This window comes from Paraburkholderia sp. GV068 (genome assembly GCF_003058125.1).
In the GTDB taxonomy this organism is placed as follows: Bacteria; Pseudomonadota; Gammaproteobacteria; order Burkholderiales; family Burkholderiaceae; genus Paraburkholderia; species Paraburkholderia graminis.
Genome location: NZ_QBUB01000016.1, coordinates 21,874 through 39,955, shown reverse-complemented (window position 1 = coordinate 39,955; position 18,082 = coordinate 21,874). Strand labels below are relative to the sequence as shown.

Below are 18,082 nucleotides of genomic sequence, written 5' to 3'. Positions count from 1 at the left end.
CCATGTACCTGCTTAGCCGCCTGTTCCTGTTTCTGACGAAGTCGCCCGAACAACTCGCCAAAGAACGCGCTGACGCGTTCCTCGCCGAAGCCACTGACCTGTACGACCTGGAATTCCGCATGCGCAAGCTGGATCGCGAAGCGAACTTCCGTCAGCCGTCGTGGATGAGCCAGCACTAAGCTGCGCGTCAGTTGAAGCATCGGCGGTAGTGAAGGACGCCGGTGCGGGGCTTGAGCGACTTTGCTTTTTGCCCCCGAGTTTTCATGCTTTTGAGGCTTCGAACTCGATTAAGCCGAAGCGAGCCATCCTCCGGCTGCATCGTTAGTTTCATGTGAGCGTGTGCTCACTTGCCGAATCGGGCCAACGTCCGCGCCCTTGCTTGCGCGTGATCCACGATCGGCGCCGGGTAATCTTCGCCCAGCACCACGCCGAACGCCGCCAGTTTTTGCGCGCCAGCCAACCACGGCGCATGAACCCATTTGGCCGGCAACTTCGCGAGCTGCGGCAAATAGCGCTTGATGAACCGCCCGTCGGCATCGAATTTCTCCGACTGCGTAATCGGATTGAAGATGCGGAAATAGGGCTGAGCATCGCATCCCGTCGACGCCGCCCATTGCCAGCCGCCGTTATTCGCTGCGAAGTCGTAGTCGTTCAATTGGTCGGCGAAATAGCGTTCGCCGCGCCGCCAGTCGATACCCAGATCCTTGACCAGAAAACTCGCCGTCACCATGCGCAGGCGATTGTGCATGTAGCCGGTGCGGTTCAGTTGCAGCATCGCCGCGTCGATCAGCGGGTAGCCCGTGCGGCCTTCGCACCATGCGGCGAACGCAGCATCCGCTGCCGGGCCTTGCTCCCAGCGCAGCCCGTCATATTCCTGCTTGAACGATGCGCCGCCCGCGAGCCTCGGGTGATGCGACAGGATCATGAAGTAAAAATCCCGCCAGATGAGTTCCGACAACCACGTCGCCGCTCCCAGGCCATCCGGCTGCAGCGATATCTCGTGAGCGAGTCGCGCGAGCGTGCGGATCGACACCGTGCCGAAGCGCAGATGCACCGACAAGTAGCTCGGCCCCCTGGCCGCCGGAAAATCGCGCCGCTCGGCGTAGCTGGCGATTCGCGTCACGAAGTCGTCAAGCAGACGCTGTGCGCCGCTCATGCCCGTAGGCAAGTCCAGTTCCGCGAGGTTGCCCGGCGCGAAGCCGAGTTGTTCGAGCGTCGGTAACTGTCGGTTCAGCCCCGGCGGCAGCGCGGCGAGACGATTCGCGTAAGTTTCGACCGGGTAGGGCTTCAGATAGAAGCTCGTCAACTGCTTGAGCCAGGCATTTTTGTACGGCGTGAACACGGTGAACGGCTTGTTCTGGCGGGTCAGCAATTCCGCGCGCTCGAAGATCACCTGGTCCTTGAACGTCAGGCACGCGCGGCCCGCTTCGGCGAGCCGCTCGCGCACGGTCTCGTCTCGCTCGATCGCGGCGGGTTCGTAATCGTGGTTCGCAAACACCGCGTCGACGCGAAGCTCGTCGGCCAGTTTCGGCACGAGATCCGCCGGATCGCCGTATAACACGATGAGACCGCCGCCTTGCGCGCGCAGCGCGTCGTCCAGTTCGCGCAGCGACGCAAGAATGAACTCGACGCGCCGGTCTTGCGCCGGCGCACCCGGATGGCGGGCCTGCCATGTATCGATGAGCGGTTGCAGGATCGTGGTGTCGAACACGAACACACACCAGACGCGCTCGCAGTGTTTGAGCGCGTGGTACAGCGCGGCGTGGTCGGTGGTGCGCAGGTCGCGGCGGAACCAGACCAGCGCGGTATCGAAAGTGTCGTTCACGACGGACGCGCGGCGCCCTCAGGTCGCCGGTGTGCTCGGCAGATCGGGCGTCTGCGGCGCCTGTACGCCGTAGCAGCCGCGATATGTCGCGTAGAACGAGCAATACAGCATGGTCGTGACGATCATCGTGGCCGGCATGAGCACGGCGAACGCGAAGTCGCCGGCGCCGAGCGCCTGCATCAGCACTGACAAGCCGAGCGATACGGTTGTCGCCACCGCGAACCACAGCGCGCCGAACACGACAAACGCGCCGCGGTTGCGCCAGCAACTAACGAGGCTGAAGAACATCGCCTTGATGGGCGGCACGTCATGCCAGGCAGCAAGAATCGGCGAGAACCAGAAAAGCATGGCCACCGGAATGTAGAACGCGAAGGCCGTGACCACGGCCAGCGGCATATTGCTGTTGGCCATCGCCTCGGGGTCCATTGCGCCGGCCGCGCCGAGCATCACCTTGAGCAGCATGCCGCCGTCGGCGAGCGCCGAGCCCGCCAGCACCAGCGCCATCGCGATCACATAGAACACGCCGAGCACGATCAGCCGGCGCGCGACTACCGAGCCGTAGGAACGGAAACCGTCCGCGAGAATCGTCGGGAACACCGGCTTGCCGGCGATCGTGTTGCGGCACGCGGCCATGAAGCCGACCGCGACGCCGGGAATGAACGCGAGCGGCAAAACGCTGCCGATCAGCGGAATTTGCGCGACGAGCGTCATCACCAGCAGATAGGTGAAGAAGAGCGTCAGGAACGCGAGCGGATTCTTGCGGAACAGCCAGATGCCTTGCCGGAACCAAACATAGCCGGTTTTCGCGGGGACTTCGATCAGTTGCATGAGGTATGGATGCCAGGAAGTGCGACGCCGGACAGGCGCTCGCGCAGAATGCGCTCGAAATGGCCGGGGTCGTGCGGCTTGAGCAACTCGGCCGCGCGCGGCAAATAAAAATCATACAGGCGCGACACCCAGAAACGGTACGCGCCCGCCCGCAGCATGTCGCCCCAATGACGGTTTTCCTCGACGGTGAAAGGACGCACGGTCTGATACGCGCGCAGCATCGCCTCGGTACGCGCGTGATCGAGCTTGCCGGTGGCGAGGTCCACGCACCAGTCGTTGACCGTCACCGCCACGTCGAACAGCCACTTGTCGCAGCCGGCGAAGTAAAAATCGAAGAAGCCGCCGAGGCGCACTTCGTGGCCGGTGTCGGGCGCGGCGTGCGCGAACATCGCGTTGTCGCGGAACAGATCGGCGTGGCACGGGCCTTCGGGCAACGCGGCGTAATCGGCGGATGCGAAGAACGCTTCCTGATACGCGAGTTCCGACGACAGCAGTTCACGCTGCTCGCCTTCGAGAAACGGCACGATGGTCGGCACGGTTTCCTTCCACCACGGCAGGCTGCGCAGATTCGGCTGATAGCCGCTGTAATCGCGCCCGGCGAGATGCATGCGCGCCAGCATCTGGCCGACTTCGATGCAGTGTTCGACGCCCGGCGCGAGCTCGGGCGCACCTTCGAGCTTCGTCACGATCGCCGCGGGCTTGCCGTGCAACATGCCGAACAGCGAGCCGTCCTCGCGCGGCATCGGGTCCGGCACGGGTACGCGGTGCGCCGCCAGATGGCGCATCAGGTTCAGATAGAACGGCAACTGCCCGGCCGTGAGCTTTTCAAAAATGGTGAGGACGTATTCGCCGCGCGTCGTCGTCAGAAAAAAATTGCTGTTTTCGATGCCGGATGTGATGCCGCGAAATTCGACGACGTCGCCGAGATCGTAATGGCGCATCCATTCTGCAAGTTGGGATTCGGTGACAGCGGTGAAGACAGCCATGCGGGGAACGTCGGATCAGGTTGGTCGGGCTGGCGCGGTGCGGCCAGCAACATACGTGCGGTGGTCAAGCCAGTGGCGAACGCGCGAACAGCGGGTCCGCAAACGGCAGCGGGATTCACGGCAACAGCGGCATCGAAACGGTTACAGCGGCTAAAGCAGCAGAAGCCGTCAAAGCGGTCAGGCGGTCAAGGTGGCCAACTTCGCGACGCCATATCCGCGCGCGCGTTGGCAAAAGCGGGGCGGAGCCACTGCCCCGCGATTCATCAGTACCTCAGATTCACCGAAGGCAAGCGCGTGCTCGCGCGACCGTTGTCGCGCACGGATGGCGACGTGTCGAGCGGCGCACTCATCTGATAGCGCGTGCCGAGGTTCGAATGCACATTGATTTCGACCGGCTTGCCCTTGTCGCGGTATTCGGTGATTTCGGTGCCGTTCGCGCTGCGCTCGTAAAAGCTCGGCGTGCGCGGGACGTTGATCTCGACCTTCGAGCTGACCTCGGCGGCCGGCCGGTTGATCTTGTCAAGGTCGGGCAGACCGGCGCGTTCGTTGGCGGACTGCGGCGCGCCCGGAGGCGGCGTGGCGTCGACAGGCTGAGCAGCCATCGCGGCGTTGCCAAAGGCAAGGGCCAGTGCAACGGCGACGGGAAGGAGCGGCTTCATGGTGATTCTCCGGAAGGGTGCCCCGATTCTAGCAAATCCAGACCTCTGCCACGGGCGCGATCCCTTATTTTGCGCCGCTTTCGCGCGCCGCGTCCGCGATTGCGCGAACGCTGCGACGGCGCATGTCGACGAGCGGCGCAGTCATTTGGCGATCACGGGTTCCGTGGTAATGTCGTCTCATCAATCGAGGCGAACGAAGATGAACAACGATACCAATCAACGCGCGGTGCAAACTCCCGCGAACAGCTTCCCGACCGAATCCTTCGACGACGCTGCCGAAGCTGTCACCCGCCTGTCGGCGATCTACGAAGCGAACACCTCCTTTTTGCGCGACGCCTTCGCGCGCTATCGCCGCAACGAACTGTTCGAGCGGCGGGTGCGCGCATGCTATCCGTTCGTGCGCGTCTGCACCGAAGTGAACACGCATATCGATTCGCGCCGCTCGTATGGGTTCGTCGCGGGGCCCGGCGTGTTCGAGACCACGGTGACGCGGCCCGATCTGTTCGGCAACTACTATCGCGAGCAATTGCGGCTGCTGGCGAAAAACCATCATGTGAAGATCGAAGTCGGCGTATCCGACCAGCCGATTCCGATTCACTTCGCGTTCGCCGAAGGCATTCACCTCGAGGGCGATCTCGATCGCGAGCGTCTGTTCCTGATGCGCGACGTGTTCGACACGCCGGACCTCGCGCTGCTCGACGACCGCATCGTCAACGGCACGTATGAGCCGTTGGCTGGCGATCCGCATCCGCTCGCGCTCTTCACGGCGGCGCGCGTCGATTTCTCGCTGCATCGGCTGAAGCATTACACGGCGACTTCGCCGACGCATTGCCAGAACTACGTGCTGTACACGAACTATCAGTTTTATATCGACGAGTTCGTCAAACTGGGCCGCACGATGATGGCCCATACCGACGACGAGGAACTGCGCGCCTATCGCAGCGAATACACGTCGTTTGTCGAACCGGGCGACGTCGTCATGTACAACGAGAATCTCGGCGAGCAGGCGCAGGAAGGCACGGCGCCGCCGCGTCTGCCGCAGATGCCCGCGTATCACCTGAAGCGCGCGGACGGCAGCGGCATCACGATGATCAACATCGGCGTGGGGCCGTCGAACGCGAAGACCATCACCGATCACATTGCCGTGTTGCGTCCGCACGCGTGGATCATGCTTGGTCACTGCGCGGGTCTGCGCAATACGCAGCGTCTGGGCGACTATGTGCTCGCGCACGGTTATGTGCGCGAAGACCATGTACTCGACGCCGATTTGCCGCTGTGGGTGCCGATTCCGGCGCTCGCCGAAGTGCAGGTCGCGCTCGAGCGCGCGGTCGCGCAGGTCACGCAACTCGACGGTGTGGAACTCAAGCGCGTGATGCGCACGGGCACGGTCGCGAGTGTGGACAACCGTAATTGGGAGTTGCGCGATCATCGTGAGCCGGTGCAACGGCTGTCGCAAAGCCGCGCGATTGCATTGGATATGGAGAGCGCGACGATCGCCGCGAACGGGTTCCGTTTCCGTGTGCCTTACGGGACCTTGCTATGCGTGTCCGATAAACCGCTGCACGGTGAACTCAAACTGCCCGGCATGGCGGACCAGTTTTATCGCGCGCAGGTCGATCAGCATCTGCAGATCGGCGTGAAGGCGATGGAGCTTTTGCGCGAGAACGGGCTGCATCGTTTGCATAGCCGCAAGCTGCGCAGTTTCGCGGAAGTGGCGTTTCAGTAACGCGGCGTTTTCGGGAGCGCGCGGTGGCTTTCGCCGCGCGCTTCTGCGTTTGCAACCGCGACCGCAACCCGCCTTACTGCCCGAAGCCCGTAAGCCCGATCAAGCTCCCGGCGGCCAGCAGCCACAGCGGATGAATGCGCGTCTTCAACGCGACCGCCGCAGTCAACGCGGTGATCGCCCATGCGATCGCCGTCGAATCCGACGCTTGCGCAATCAGCGCCGCGCTCGCCGCGACGATGCCGGCCGTCACCGGCACGAGTCCGACTTGCGCGTAACGCCGCCACGGGCGGTCCTTGAAACGGTCCCACGCGTGCAGCGCGAATATCGTCACGATCGACGACGGCCCGAACTTCGCAATCGACGTGACCAGCATGCCCGGCCAACCGGCCACGTGCCATCCGATCAACGTGACGATCATCAGGTTCGGCCCCGGCGCGGCTTGCGCGAGCGCGAACAGCGCGCTGAATTCGCTGGCCGGCATCCAGTGATGCACCTCGACCACCTGACGCTGCATCTCCGGAAGAATGGTGTTCCCGCCGCCGAATGCGAGCAGCGAAAGCTGGCTGAAAATGATCGCGAGGGAAATCAGCGTGTCGTTCATTGCGCGTTCCTCGATGCGACGTAGATGCTGAGCGGCGTCAGCACCAGCATGGTGGGCAGGAGCGGCAGCCGCATGATCGCAATCGCGATGAAGCCGAGCGCGGCGATCAGCGCGGCCGTCGGTTTATTGCGCAACGGCAGCACGATTTTTATCGCCATCGAAATCAGGAGGCCCGCCGCGGCAGCCGCAAGCCCCGCGAACAGATGGCGCACATGCGGGTCGTCTTGCGTGCGTTCGTACAGCACGCCCAGACCGATCACGACCAGCGACGGCCCAGCGATCAACCCAAGCAATCCGGCAAGCGCGCCCGCAATTCCGCGAAAGCGCATGCCAACGGCGACCGAAAGATTGATCACATTGCCGCCGGGCAGGAACTGGCAGAGGCCGAGCAGATCGGTGAAGTCTTCGGCGCTCAGCCAGCGGCGCTGCTCGACGAGCGCGCGGCGCGCGAGCGGCAACGCGCCGCCGAACGAGATCAGGCCGAGGCCGAGAAAGCCGCTGAAAATTTCCCGCACGGTGGGCTTCGGGCCCGTGGCGGAATCGAGTGAGGTGAGGTTGTGGTCCATGGCGCTTCGCTTCCAGTTCAAGCTCAGAAGGTTAGCGCCGAACCGCCGCGCCACAAAACGATTTTTGCGCCGCGCCTTGTGATCTACAATCACAAGCATGGCTCGCAATCTTCCTCCCTTCCCCGCGCTGCGCGCCTTTGAAGCCGCGGCGCGTCACGAAAGCTTCAGCGCCGCCGCGAACGAGCTGCATGTGACTCACGGTGCAATCAGCCGGCAGGTCGCCGCGTTCGAGTCCTGGCTCGGCGTGCAGGTGTTCCAGCGTCACGGCAAGCGTGTGCGGCTGACGGCCGACGGCCGCCGCTATCTGTCGACGGTGCAAGCCGCGTTCGACAGCATCGCGCACGCCACCGACCAGTTGCGCGACACCGGCGTCGTGCATGTGCTGCGCGTGAATGCGCTTCCCACGTTCGCGATGAAGTGGCTGCTGCCGCGTCTGCACCAGTTCCAGCGCAAGGTGCCGAATGCCGAATTGCGGCTCGCAACGTCGAATGCGCCCGTCGAGACATTGGACAGTTTCGACGTCGCGGTGCGGCGCGGTCCCGCGCATTGGGCGAACTGCGTGAGCGGCCATTTTCTCGGCGAGAGCGAGCTGCCCGTATGCAGTCCCGCGTTGCTGCAGCGCTCGCCGATCCGAATCGCGGACGATCTCGCGCGGCATGTGCTGCTGCATTCGGACACGCGGCCCGATGCGTGGAGCAACTGGTTATCGGCGGCGGGCGTGACGGCCAAGTGCCGCAAAAAGCAATCGTTCGATCACTTCTATCTGGCGTTGCAGGCCGCGGTGGATGGGCTCGGCGTGGCGCTCGGCCCATTGCCGCTGCTCGCCGACGAACTCGCGTCGGGCCGGCTCGTCGTGCCGCTCGCCGGACCGCGGATCGACGCGCGCGGCTATTGGTGGGTCGCACGCAGGGAGGTCGCGAATGCGCCGCTCGTCGCGCAATTCTGCGAATGGTTGCAGGCGCAAGGCGATCAGACCGACGAGATGCAAATGCAGGTGCAGGCGCAGACGTAGGCCGTTAAACATTAAACATGAAGCACAAACGCAAAACGGGCAGCACAAAGGCTGCCCGCTTTTTTAACGCTTCCGCGTGCTTGCGTTACAGATAGAACATCCGGTCTTCTTCCGACTTGGTCGGCTGCGGCTCGGCGCCTTCGCGATCTTCGTAGAACTTCAACACCGCTTCGAGCACCTGGTCCGGATCGTCGATCACCTGCATCAGGTCGATGTCGGTCGGATTGATGAGACCCATTGGCGTGAGCGAATTCTTGAACCACGCAAGCAGACCTTCCCAGAACTCAGCGCCGACCAGAATGATCGGCACGTGGCGCGACTTCTTGGTTTGAATGAGCGTGAGCACTTCGGCGAGTTCGTCCAACGTGCCGAAACCGCCGGGCATGACGATCACCGCGTCGGAGTTCTTGACGAACGTGACCTTGCGCGTGAAGAAGTGACGAAAGCGCAGCGAGATGTCTTGCCACTGATTGCCCGATTGCTCGTGCGGCAACTCGATGTTGAGGCCAACCGACGGCGCCTTGCCTGCATGCGCGCCTTTATTCGCGGCTTCCATGATGCCGGGGCCGCCGCCAGAGATCACGGCGAAGCCCGCATCCGACAGCTTGCGCGCGATTTGCGTGGCGAGTTTGTAATACGGCGAGTTCGGTTTCAGGCGCGCTGAACCGTAGATGCTGACAGCCGGGCGAATCTCCGAGAGGTACTCGGTCGCCTCAATAAACTCTGCCATAATCGTGAACATCTGCCACGATGCGCGGGCCTTTTTTGCCGTTGCGCGCTCTTGATCTGCGAGTGATCGCAGACTCGGAATCACTTTTCTCTTAGTCATAATGCCTGAAGAACGAAGCCTTGAAGGTAAGACCCTGCTATTGGTCGACGGTTCGAGTTATCTGTACCGGGCCTACCATGCGATGCCTGATCTGCGCGGGCCCGACGGTGGTCCCACGGGTGCGCTCTACGGGATGATCAACATGCTGCGGCGCATGCGCAAGGAAGTCACAGCAGAGTATAGCGCGTGCGTGTTCGACGCCAAGGGCAAAACGTTTCGCGACGACTGGTATCCCGACTATAAGGCGAATCGTCCCTCCATGCCCGACGATCTGTCGCGGCAAATCGAGCCGATTCACGTGGCCGTGCGCGCGCTCGGCTGGCCGCTTCTGATGATCGACGGCGTGGAAGCCGACGACGTGATCGGCACGCTTTCCACCGAGGCGGAAAAGCGCGGCATGAACGTGATCGTGTCGACTGGTGACAAGGATCTGGCGCAGCTCGTGTCGGATCATGTCACCCTCATCAATACGATGACCAACGAAAAGCTCGACCGTGCCGGCGTGCTCGCCAAATTCGGCGTGCCGCCGGAGCGCATTGTCGACTACCTGTCGTTGATCGGCGATACCGTCGACAACGTGCCGGGCGTCGAGAAATGCGGGCCGAAAACCGCGCTCAAATGGCTGACGCAATATGAGTCGCTGGATGGCATCGTCGCACATGCGGACGAGATCAAAGGTGCGGTAGGAGACAATCTGCGACGCGCGCTCGACTTTCTGCCGATGGCGCGCAAGCTCGTCACCGTCGAACGCAATTGCGATCTGACCGAACATATCGCGTCGATCGAGGAAAATTTGCAGAGCCGCCCGGAATCGCGGGAGGAATTGCGCGACGTGTTCACGCGCCACGGCTTCAAGACCTGGCTGCGCGAGGTGGAAATTGCCGATGCGGTCGAAGGTCCGGAAACCGACGTGCCGCCGGCGCTCACCGTCGATCACGAACGGCACTACGAAACCGTGCAGACGTGGGAGCAATTCGACGCGTGGCTGCAAAAGATCAACGCGGCCGAGATCACTTCGTTCGATACCGAAACCACGTCGCTCGATCCGATGGTCGCGCAAATCGTGGGCCTGTCGTTCTCGGTTGAGGCAGGTCATGCGGCTTATGTGCCGGTCGCGCATCGCGGCCCGGATGCGCCCGTGCAACTGCCACGCGACGAAGTGCTCGCGAAGCTCAAGCCGTGGCTCGAAAGCGCGGAGCATAAGAAAGTCGGTCAGCATCTGAAGTACGACGAGCAGGTGCTTGCCAATTACGGCATTGAAATGCGCGGCGTCGAACACGACACGCTGCTGCAATCGTACGTGCTGGAATCGCATCGTCCGCATGACATGGACAACCTCGCGCTGCGCCATCTCGGCATCAAGACGATCAAGTATGAAGACGTCGCGGGCAAGGGCGCGCAGCAAATCGGTTTCGACGAAGTCGCGCTCGACAAGGCCGCCGAATACGCAGCCGAAGACGCCGACATCACGTTGCGTCTGCATCAAACGCTGTATCCGCAGCTCGCGGCGGAAGAGACGCTCGAGCATGTGTATCGCGACATCGAAGTGCCCACGTCGCGAGTATTGCGCAAGATGGAGCGCAGCGGCGTTTTGATCGACGCGGAAAAGTTGCGTCAGCAAAGCAGCGAAATTGCAACGCGGCTTATCCAGTTGGAGAGCGAGGCGTATGTGCTCGCCGGCGGCGAATTCAACCTCGGTTCGCCGAAGCAGATTGGCCAGATCTTCTTCGAACGACTCGAGTTGCCGGTCGTGAAGAAAACGCCGAGCGGCGCGCCTTCGACGGACGAAGAAGTGCTGCAAAAGCTCGCCGAAGATTATCCGTTGCCCAAGATTCTGCTCGAACATCGCGGCTTGTCGAAGCTGAAGTCCACGTACACCGACAAGCTGCCGCGCATGGTCAACGCAAGCACGGGCCGCGTGCACACGAACTATGCGCAGGCCGTCGCGGTCACGGGGCGTCTTGCGTCGAACGATCCGAACCTGCAGAACATTCCTGTGCGCACCGGCGAAGGCCGCCGCATTCGCGAAGCCTTCATTGCGCCGCCGGGACACAAGCTCGTTTCCGCGGATTACTCGCAAATCGAACTGCGCATCATGGCGCACATTTCCGGCGACGAATCGTTGCTACGCGCCTTCTCGGAAGGTGAAGACATTCACCGCGCGACCGCAGCGGAAATTTTCAGCGTGACGCCGCTCGAAGTCTCGAACGATCAGCGGCGCGTGGCGAAGGTCATCAACTTCGGCCTGATCTACGGCATGAGCTCGTTCGGCCTCGCGTCGAATCTCGGCATTACGCGCGATGCCGCCAAGCTTTATATCGACCGCTATTTCGCACGTTATCCGGGCGTCGCGCGTTATATGGACGAGACGCGCTTGAGCGCGAAAGCCAAGGGTTATGTCGAGACCGTTTTCGGCCGACGGCTGTGGCTGCCGGAAATCAACGGCGGCAACGGTCCGCGTCGTCAGGCCGCCGAACGCGCGGCGATTAACGCGCCGATGCAAGGCACGGCCGCCGACCTCATCAAGCTCTCGATGATCGCGGTGCAGAAATGGATCGAAGAATCGAACATCGGCACGCGCATGATCATGCAGGTGCACGACGAACTGATCCTCGAAGTACCCGACGAAGAACTGTCCGACGTGCGCAAGCGTCTGCCGGAGTTGATGTGCGGCGTCGCCGCGCTGAAAGTGCCGCTGGTCGCGGAAGTCGGCGCGGGGCTCAACTGGGAGGAAGCGCATTGACGCAGGTGTGACGGCGCGCAATAGCGTCGTTTGCATGTCACACATGCAAATTGGCAGCTTGTGACAACCCGTGCGGCTCACGGACAATCGGTAAGAACGCGTGCCCGCGGCGCGCGATTACGACGCACAACCCATCGGCAAATACGGAGAGTTCAATGCATCGTTTTATCGTCGTTGGCGGAGGCGCAGGAGGACTCGAGCTGGCAACTCGCCTGGGCGATCGCTATGGTCACAACAACAAGGCGGGCACGCGTGCGCAGGTCACGCTCGTCGACCGTAATCCGACGCATATCTGGAAGCCGCTGTTGCATGAAGTGGCGGCCGGCAGCATGGACCCGTTCACGCAGGAACTCGAATATGCGGCGCAAGCGCGCTGGCATGGCTTCGAGTTTCAGCAGGGCGAGCTGACGGGACTCGATCGCGCGAACAAGCGCCTCACGCTCGGCACCGTACTCGACGACGACGGCGCCGAACTGCTGCCCGTGCGCCAGCTCGAGTACGACACGCTGATCATCGCGATCGGAAGCACGACCGCATTCTTCGGCGTGAAAGGCGCGCCGGAATTCTCCCTTGCACTCGACACCGTCAGCCAGGCCGAGCGCTTTCGCAAGCGCCTGATCGCGGCTTGCATGCGGGCCGAGCATCAGGCGCATGAACCGGTCGAGTCGGGACCGGGCACGTCGCCTTCAACCGAGCCGCGCATTCAGGTGGCGATTGTCGGCGGCGGCGCGACCGGCGTCGAACTGTCGGCGGAATTGCGCAACACGGCGCAGGTGTTGTCGGCGTACGGTCTGCACAAGCTCGATCCGCGGCATGACGTGGGCATCGTATTGATCGAAGCGGGGCCGCGCATTTTGCCGGCCTTGCAGGAACGCGTGTCGACGGCAACGGCCGAATTGCTGACCAAGCTCGGCGTCAGGCTGATGACGAGCGAAACGGTGGCCGAGGTCGCGCCCGGCATCATCCGCACGGCGAGCGGCAAAACAGTGCGCGCCGATCTGACCGTGTGGGCGGCGGGCATCAGGGCGCCCGCTATCCTGAGCCAGCTCGACGGCCTGCCCGTCAACCGGCTTGGTCAACTCAACGTGCGCCGCACGCTGCAAACCGAAATCGACGACAACGTGTTCGCGCTCGGCGATTGCGCGGCGTGTCCGTGGCCGGGCAACGAGAAGAATGTGCCGCCGCGCGCGCAGGCCGCGCATCAGCAGGCGAGCTTTCTGTTGAAGGCGCTGGCGGCGCGGCTCGAGAACCGGCCGCTGCCCGAGTTCACGTATCGCGACTTCGGCTCGCTCGTGTCGCTCGGGCACTTCAGCGCGGTCGGCAATCTGATGGGCGGGGTGATCGGCGGCAATATGCTGATTGAAGGGCTGTTCGCGCGCTTCATGTACATGTCGCTGTACCGGCTGCATATCGCCGCGCTGCACGGCTATGCGCGCATGGTGCTCGACACGTTCGCGCACTGGCTGCGGCGCACCACGTTGCCGCGGGTCAAGCTGCACTGACTGCGCGGCATGTTGGACGTTCGCACGTTCGCGCGTGGTTGCATGTTCGCATGTTCGGATCTGCAACGGGACACGCGTGAGGCGTATCCTGTTGCCTCCACCGTTCAACGAGGAGCGCCCGCATGCTGAACCCCGATGTCGACAGCCTCGCCCCGCACGTTCCCTTCAATCGACGCACCTTCATCAAGGCCGCACTCGGCACCGGCTTCGCGGCTGCGGTGTTGCCGGTGTCGGCGCAAACCATCCATACCGATAGCGAAGGTCTCGAGGCCGGCGAAATTGCCGTGCGCTCGGGCGGCACGCTGGTGCCCGCCTATCGCGCGCAGCCGAAGGGCAAGGCGCATCTGCCGGTGATCATCGTGATTCACGAGGCGTTCGGCGTGCATGAGCATATCGCCGACGTTTGCCGGCGCTTCGCCAAACTCGGCTATCTGGCCATTGCGCCGGATCTGTTTGTCCGCGAAGGCGATCCGATGGCGCTGCCGACCATTGCGCAGATCAGCCAGCAGATCCTCAGCAAAGTGCCGGACGACCAGGCGCTGGCCGATCTCGACGCGACCGTTGCGTGGGCCGGCGAGCACGGCGGCGATCTGAAGCGCCTCGGCGTGACGGGCTTTTGCTGGGGCGGCCGCATGGCCTGGCTGTATGCGGAGCACGAGCCGCGGCTTAAGGCGGCGGTCGCGTGGTATGGGCGCGTAGCCGGCGATCATACGGCCACCAATCCGGCGAATCCGCTCGACCGCGTGGCCGATCTTCACGCGCCGGTGCTCGGTCTTTACGGCTTGCAGGATCAGAGCATTCCGCAGGAATCGCTCGAGCAGATGAAGCAGGCGATCGCGCAAGGGCCGAACGTCGCGCGCGGTTCGCAGTTCGTTGTCTACGACGATGCGGGCCATGCGTTCTTCGCGGATTACCGGCCGAGCTACAAGAAGGCCGATGCTGAAGATGGCTGGCGCCGCGCGCTCGCCTGGTTCAAGCAGCACGGCGTGGCTTGACGGGCGAGCCCGACTCTTTCGAAGCGCGTGCGTTTGCTGAATGAAAAAAGGCCGTTGCCGCTTATAAGCGGCAACGGCCTTTCGTCTTTCAGACTTAATCTTCGCGCGGCCTCAAGGCTTCGGCCCGGTCGCAACGGGCCGCTTCGGGTCCGAACTCCATTCGCTCCAGGAACCCGCGTAGAGCGCGGCGCCATGCAGGCCGGCCACTTCCATTGCAAGCGCATTGACGCACGCTGTCACGCCCGAGCCGCATTGCAGGACGACGTGTTCCGGCGGCGTGTCGCCGAGCAGCACGTGGAATTCATCGCGCAGCGTGTGAGCCGGCTTGAAGCGGCCGTCGGCGGTGAGGTTGTCCTTGAAGAAGCGATTGAGCGCGCCGGGAATATGGCCGCCTACGCGATCCAGCGTCTCGTTCTCGCCGCGATAGCGGTCGGCCGCGCGGGCGTCGACCACCACGCGTTCCTTCGAGCCGAGATTGCGCTCGATCATGTGCGCGTCGACGGTAACGGAAAGCGGCGCGCCGGCCTTGAAGTCGCCGGTGTTTTGCGGCGGCACGTCTTGCGTGAGCGGCTGGCCCGCGGCTTCCCACGCCTGCAATCCGCCGTCGAGCAGCGCGACGGCGTCGTGGCCGAGCCAGCGCAGCAGCCACCACGCGCGTGCGGCATACATGCCGCCTTGCGCGTCATACGCGACAACTTGCTGGCCTTGCTTCAGGCCGCGCGATTCCAGCGTTTCGACGAGCCGCTCGCGATCCGGCAACGGATGGCGTCCATTGGTGCCGGTCTTCGGCCCCGACAGGTCGCGGTCGAGATGCAGATAATGCGCGCCCGGCAGATGTCCGGCGAGATACGCCTTTTCGCCGGCTTCGGGATCGGCCAGATCGAACCGGCAGTCGATGACGAACACGCTGCCCGGTGCCTCGGCGAGCCGTTCCGCGAGATTGGTCGCGGAGATCAAAGTGGTGTAGTGAGTGTGGGGCATGACGTCTCCTCGATGCGGGCGATGGCGGCTCCCTTGCCGGCGGCCTCATGACGCGACCGGATGGCTGGGCTACATCGTTAGTCTAAACAAAAAAAGACGGGCCGAAGCCCGTCTTTCCATGCGTTCGTGCAAACGCGAATGAGGCGATGCGTGAGCGCCGATTCTAGATCGTGCCCAGTTCGCGCCGCAGGAACTCGTGGAAGTGCTGCATGCCGTCTTCCATCGGGCTCTGGTATGGACCAACCTGCGACTCGCCGCGTTCCATGAGTGCCCGGCGGCCCGCGTCCATGCGTTCGGCGATCTCGTCGTCTTCACGCGCCGTTTCCATATACGCGGCGCGCTCGGCTTCGACGAACTCACGCTCGAACAACGCGATTTCCTCAGGGTAATAGAACTCGACCACGTTGGTGGTTTTCTGCGGACCGCGCGGAATCAGCCATGACACGACCAGTACGTGCGGATACCACTCGATCATGATGCCGGGGTAGTACACCATCCAGATCGCGCCGAACTCGGGCGGATTGCCGCCGCGAAAACGCAGGACTTCGTCGTGCCATTTGCGGTACGTCGGACTGCCCGGCTGCTCGAGGCCTTTGTGGACGCCCACCGTTTGCACGCTGTACCACTCGCCGAATTCCCACGCGAGGTCGTCGCAATTGACGAAGCTGCCAAGGCCCGGATGGAACGGCGCAACGTGATAGTCCTCCAGATAGACCTCGATGAAGGTCTTCCAGTTGTAGTTGCACTCGTGCACTTCGACGTGATCGAACATGAAGCCCGAGAAGTCGAAGTGTTGTCTGGTGCCGAGGTTGGACAGATCGCGCGCGACGTCGCGGCCTTGTGCTTCGAACAGCAGCCCTTGCCAGTTCTGCAGCGGCGTGGCGCCGAGATTCAGACAGGGGTTGTCCGCAAAATGCGGAGCGCCGAGAAGCTGGCCGTTGAGGTCGTATGTCCAGCGATGCAGGGGACAGACGATATTCTCCGCGTGGCCGCGGCCGTTGAGCATGATGGCCTGCCGGTGGCGGCACACGTTCGACAGAAGTTCGACTTGCGACTGCTGGTTACGAACGAGCACGCGCCCCTCGCTTTCGCTGGGCAAGGCAAAATAATTCCCCACTTCCGGCACCATGAGCTCGTGCCCGACGTAACGGGGACCTTTCCTGAAAAGGGTTTCGATTTCGCGCGTTAGAAGCGCTTCGTCAAAGTAAGCCGTGACTGGCAGTTGGCTGTGAACAGACCGCAACTGCAATGCATTGCTCAGATTGGACATTCCCACTCCCGATGAAGACGTGAAAGCAGTGAACAACCCAACCATCGAAGATTCGATTTAGGGAGCCCGAGATTATACCTGTTTCCCCCTCCTTGGGACAGTTAAGTCACTGATTTGGGTCAAAAATGTCGGGAAAGTTCGGCCTTTTCGGCACAGACCGATCGATTTTTTTCTGCGAGACTGACAGGGCGGCCACCGGCGAACACGCAGCCCGAAGGTGGGCTGAGAGATCGGATTTATCGCTTTTGCCGTAGAATGTCCGACTTGTTTTAATTTTTGCGACTATTCATGGCGAAGACCGCGTCGAACGATACCGCTGCCGCGCCAGCCGAGGGCGTCGACAACACGCCGCTGCCCGAGAATTACGAGGCGGCGCAGGCGGAGCTGGAGGGCCTCGTTGCACGCATGGAAAGCGGCAATCTGAGCCTCGAAGAGTCGCTGTCCGCGTATCGGCGCGGCGCGGCTCTGGTGGCGTTTTGCCAGCAGCAGCTCGAGAAGGTCGAGCAGCAGGTACGGGTGCTCGACGGTGAGACGCTCAAGCCACTGCCCGTGAATACAGCAGGAACAGCCGCTACTGAAAGCGGGGACGACCTATGACATTCGAACAATGGACTCGCTCGGTGCTCGAGCGCGTCGAAGCGGCACTCGAACACTACTTGCCGGCTGAAACAACGGAGCCTGCAAAGCTTCACGAAGCGATGCGCTACGCGGTGCTTGGCGGCGGCAAGCGGGTCCGCCCGTTGCTGTGCCATGCGGCGGGCGAACTCACCGGCGCGCGCGCCGAGTGTCTCGATGCGGCGGCAGCGGCGCTTGAAATGATCCACGTGTATTCGCTCGTGCACGATGACATGCCCTGCATGGACGACGACGCACTGCGTCGCGGCAAGCCCACGGTACACGTCAAATATGACGAAGCCACGGCACTGCTGGTTGGGGACGCGCTGCAATCGCAGGCTTTCGTTTCGTTGACGTCCGATGTGCTGGCGCCGGCGCAACAGGCGGCGCTCGTGCGCGAACTGGCTCTGGCGAGCGGTTCGATCGGCATGTGCGGCGGTCAAGCCATCGACCTCGCGAGCGTCGGTCATACGCTGACGCGCGCGCAGCTCGAAACCATGCACCGCATGAAGACCGGCGCGTTGCTGCGCGCCGCGGTGCGCATGGGCGCGCTGGCCGGCGAGGCGCCCGACGCAAACGCGATGCGTTCGCTCGACGCTTATTCGGCCGCGGTCGGTCTCGCGTTTCAGGTCGTCGACGATATTCTCGACGTCACGACCGATTCCGCGACGCTCGGCAAGACAGCAGGCAAGGACGCGAAGGACGGCAAGCCGACCTACGTGTCGATTATTGGGCTCGACGCATCGCGTTCGCTCGCCGCGCAGTTGCGCAGCGACGCGCACGCCGCGCTGGCGCCGTTCGGCGCACGCGCGCAGCGTCTTGCCGAATTGGCCGACCTGGTGGTGAACCGGGTTAGCTGAACGCGAAAGCCCGCCGCCGCGCGCCGTCCCACAAGGTGCGTGTATGAAGTGCGGGCGCGTAAGTTTTCCTACAATGGAACGACG

Annotated in this window: 17 protein-coding genes; 8 read left to right on the top strand and 9 right to left on the bottom strand. The window is 62.9% G+C overall.

Annotated elements, in window-relative coordinates; genetic code table 11:
* The first annotated feature begins 2 nt into the window (after positions 1–2).
* On the top strand, positions 3–179 hold the full coding sequence (locus C8K18_RS26885) for a DUF3563 family protein (protein ID WP_006047636.1): 177 nt from the start codon (positions 3–5) through the stop codon (positions 177–179).
* A 164-nt stretch (positions 180–343) separates the two neighbouring features.
* Here C8K18_RS26885 and C8K18_RS26880 read toward each other — a convergent pair whose 3' ends face one another.
* The 4 genes from C8K18_RS26880 to C8K18_RS26865 all read right to left on the bottom strand — a co-directional run bounded on the left by C8K18_RS26880 (position 344) and on the right by C8K18_RS26865 (position 4,298).
* Positions 344–1,825 (bottom strand): deoxyribodipyrimidine photo-lyase, encoded by a 1,482-nt coding sequence (locus C8K18_RS26880; RefSeq protein WP_107710472.1) that lies wholly within the window; start codon positions 1,823–1,825, stop codon positions 344–346.
* An 18-nt stretch (positions 1,826–1,843) separates the two neighbouring features.
* Entirely contained in the window at positions 1,844–2,653 is an 810-nt protein-coding gene (locus C8K18_RS26875) for a BPSS1780 family membrane protein (RefSeq protein WP_006047638.1), read from the bottom strand.
* The gene (locus C8K18_RS26870) at positions 2,644–3,639 is read right to left on the bottom strand and encodes a homoserine kinase (RefSeq protein ID WP_029971441.1); all 996 of its coding nucleotides are present in this window, start codon (positions 3,637–3,639) and stop codon (positions 2,644–2,646) included. The genes C8K18_RS26875 and C8K18_RS26870 overlap by 10 nt, the downstream gene beginning before the upstream one ends.
* A gap of 263 nt (positions 3,640–3,902) precedes the next feature.
* Positions 3,903–4,298, bottom strand: a complete 396-nt coding sequence (locus C8K18_RS26865) for a hypothetical protein (RefSeq protein ID WP_006047640.1) — start codon at positions 4,296–4,298, stop codon at positions 3,903–3,905.
* Positions 4,299–4,497: 199 nt separating this feature from the next.
* Here C8K18_RS26865 and C8K18_RS26860 point away from each other — a divergent pair, with 199 nt between their 5' ends.
* On the top strand, positions 4,498–6,024 hold the full coding sequence (locus C8K18_RS26860; protein WP_006047641.1) for an AMP nucleosidase: 1,527 nt from the start codon (positions 4,498–4,500) through the stop codon (positions 6,022–6,024).
* Between the two features lie 73 nt (positions 6,025–6,097).
* Here C8K18_RS26860 and C8K18_RS26855 read toward each other — a convergent pair whose 3' ends face one another.
* Together C8K18_RS26855 and C8K18_RS26850 are read right to left on the bottom strand one after the other, a co-directional pair.
* On the bottom strand, positions 6,098–6,625 hold the full coding sequence (locus tag C8K18_RS26855; protein WP_006047642.1) for a chromate transporter: 528 nt from the start codon (positions 6,623–6,625) through the stop codon (positions 6,098–6,100).
* Complete coding sequence (locus tag C8K18_RS26850; protein ID WP_107710483.1) at positions 6,622–7,191, bottom strand: chromate transporter; 570 nt, start codon at positions 7,189–7,191, stop codon at positions 6,622–6,624. Before C8K18_RS26850 ends, C8K18_RS26855 begins: the two co-directional genes overlap by 4 nt.
* 97 nt (positions 7,192–7,288) lie before the next feature.
* On the opposite strand from C8K18_RS26850, the gene C8K18_RS26845 reads away from it, so the two are divergent.
* A complete protein-coding gene (locus C8K18_RS26845; RefSeq protein WP_006047644.1) occupies positions 7,289–8,203 on the top strand; it encodes a transcriptional regulator GcvA in 915 nt (304 codons plus the stop codon).
* An 85-nt stretch (positions 8,204–8,288) separates the two neighbouring features.
* Here the strand turns inward: C8K18_RS26845 and C8K18_RS26840 are convergent, their stop codons facing one another.
* Positions 8,289–9,032: a TIGR00730 family Rossman fold protein gene (locus C8K18_RS26840; protein WP_013342013.1), complete on the bottom strand. Its 744-nt coding sequence runs from the start codon at positions 9,030–9,032 to the stop codon at positions 8,289–8,291.
* 1 nt (position 9,033) lies between these two features.
* Here C8K18_RS26840 and polA point away from each other — a divergent pair, with 1 nt between their 5' ends.
* From polA to C8K18_RS26825, 3 genes are all read left to right on the top strand, one after another.
* Positions 9,034–11,775: a DNA polymerase I gene (gene polA / locus C8K18_RS26835; RefSeq protein WP_107710473.1), complete on the top strand. Its 2,742-nt coding sequence runs from the start codon at positions 9,034–9,036 to the stop codon at positions 11,773–11,775.
* Positions 11,776–11,930: 155 nt separating this feature from the next.
* Complete coding sequence (locus tag C8K18_RS26830; protein ID WP_006047647.1) at positions 11,931–13,277, top strand: NAD(P)/FAD-dependent oxidoreductase; 1,347 nt, start codon at positions 11,931–11,933, stop codon at positions 13,275–13,277.
* A 122-nt stretch (positions 13,278–13,399) separates the two neighbouring features.
* Entirely contained in the window at positions 13,400–14,272 is an 873-nt protein-coding gene (locus C8K18_RS26825; RefSeq protein WP_107710474.1) for a dienelactone hydrolase family protein, read from the top strand.
* 111 nt (positions 14,273–14,383) lie between these two features.
* Here C8K18_RS26825 and C8K18_RS26820 read toward each other — a convergent pair whose 3' ends face one another.
* Both C8K18_RS26820 and C8K18_RS26815 read right to left on the bottom strand, forming a co-directional pair.
* Positions 14,384–15,253, bottom strand: coding sequence for a sulfurtransferase (locus C8K18_RS26820; RefSeq protein ID WP_053859670.1), 870 nt, complete (start codon positions 15,251–15,253; stop codon positions 14,384–14,386).
* Between the two features lie 163 nt (positions 15,254–15,416).
* Entirely contained in the window at positions 15,417–16,523 is a 1,107-nt protein-coding gene (locus tag C8K18_RS26815) for an aromatic ring-hydroxylating dioxygenase subunit alpha (protein WP_029971445.1), read from the bottom strand.
* A gap of 288 nt (positions 16,524–16,811) precedes the next feature.
* On the opposite strand from C8K18_RS26815, the gene C8K18_RS26810 reads away from it, so the two are divergent.
* Both C8K18_RS26810 and C8K18_RS26805 read left to right on the top strand, forming a co-directional pair.
* Positions 16,812–17,120 carry an exodeoxyribonuclease VII small subunit gene (locus C8K18_RS26810; protein ID WP_006047652.1) on the top strand — a complete coding sequence of 103 codons (309 nt, stop codon included), beginning with the start codon at positions 16,812–16,814 and terminating at the stop codon, positions 17,118–17,120.
* Entirely contained in the window at positions 17,117–17,998 is an 882-nt protein-coding gene (locus tag C8K18_RS26805; RefSeq protein WP_006047653.1) for a polyprenyl synthetase family protein, read from the top strand. Before C8K18_RS26810 ends, C8K18_RS26805 begins: the two co-directional genes overlap by 4 nt.
* Positions 17,999–18,082: the final 84 nt, after the last annotated feature.

Coding starts and splice junctions, on each gene's coding strand:
- C8K18_RS26870 (WP_029971441.1), bottom strand. CDS start 3,639: ATGGCTGTCTTCACCGCTGTCACCGAATCCCAACTTGCAGAATGGATG.
- C8K18_RS26810 (WP_006047652.1), top strand. CDS start 16,812: ATGGCGAAGACCGCGTCGAACGATACCGCTGCCGCGCCAGCCGAGGGC.
- C8K18_RS26830 (WP_006047647.1), top strand. CDS start 11,931: ATGCATCGTTTTATCGTCGTTGGCGGAGGCGCAGGAGGACTCGAGCTG.
- C8K18_RS26820 (WP_053859670.1), bottom strand. CDS start 15,253: ATGCCCCACACTCACTACACCACTTTGATCTCCGCGACCAATCTCGCG.
- C8K18_RS26815 (WP_029971445.1), bottom strand. CDS start 16,523: ATGTCCAATCTGAGCAATGCATTGCAGTTGCGGTCTGTTCACAGCCAA.
- C8K18_RS26885 (WP_006047636.1), top strand. CDS start 3: ATGTACCTGCTTAGCCGCCTGTTCCTGTTTCTGACGAAGTCGCCCGAA.
- C8K18_RS26825 (WP_107710474.1), top strand. CDS start 13,400: ATGCTGAACCCCGATGTCGACAGCCTCGCCCCGCACGTTCCCTTCAAT.
- C8K18_RS26865 (WP_006047640.1), bottom strand. CDS start 4,298: ATGAAGCCGCTCCTTCCCGTCGCCGTTGCACTGGCCCTTGCCTTTGGC.
- C8K18_RS26845 (WP_006047644.1), top strand. CDS start 7,289: ATGGCTCGCAATCTTCCTCCCTTCCCCGCGCTGCGCGCCTTTGAAGCC.
- polA (WP_107710473.1), top strand. CDS start 9,034: ATGCCTGAAGAACGAAGCCTTGAAGGTAAGACCCTGCTATTGGTCGAC.
- C8K18_RS26855 (WP_006047642.1), bottom strand. CDS start 6,625: ATGAACGACACGCTGATTTCCCTCGCGATCATTTTCAGCCAGCTTTCG.
- C8K18_RS26840 (WP_013342013.1), bottom strand. CDS start 9,032: ATGACTAAGAGAAAAGTGATTCCGAGTCTGCGATCACTCGCAGATCAA.
- C8K18_RS26875 (WP_006047638.1), bottom strand. CDS start 2,653: ATGCAACTGATCGAAGTCCCCGCGAAAACCGGCTATGTTTGGTTCCGG.
- C8K18_RS26850 (WP_107710483.1), bottom strand. CDS start 7,191: ATGGACCACAACCTCACCTCACTCGATTCCGCCACGGGCCCGAAGCCC.
- C8K18_RS26860 (WP_006047641.1), top strand. CDS start 4,498: ATGAACAACGATACCAATCAACGCGCGGTGCAAACTCCCGCGAACAGC.
- C8K18_RS26805 (WP_006047653.1), top strand. CDS start 17,117: ATGACATTCGAACAATGGACTCGCTCGGTGCTCGAGCGCGTCGAAGCG.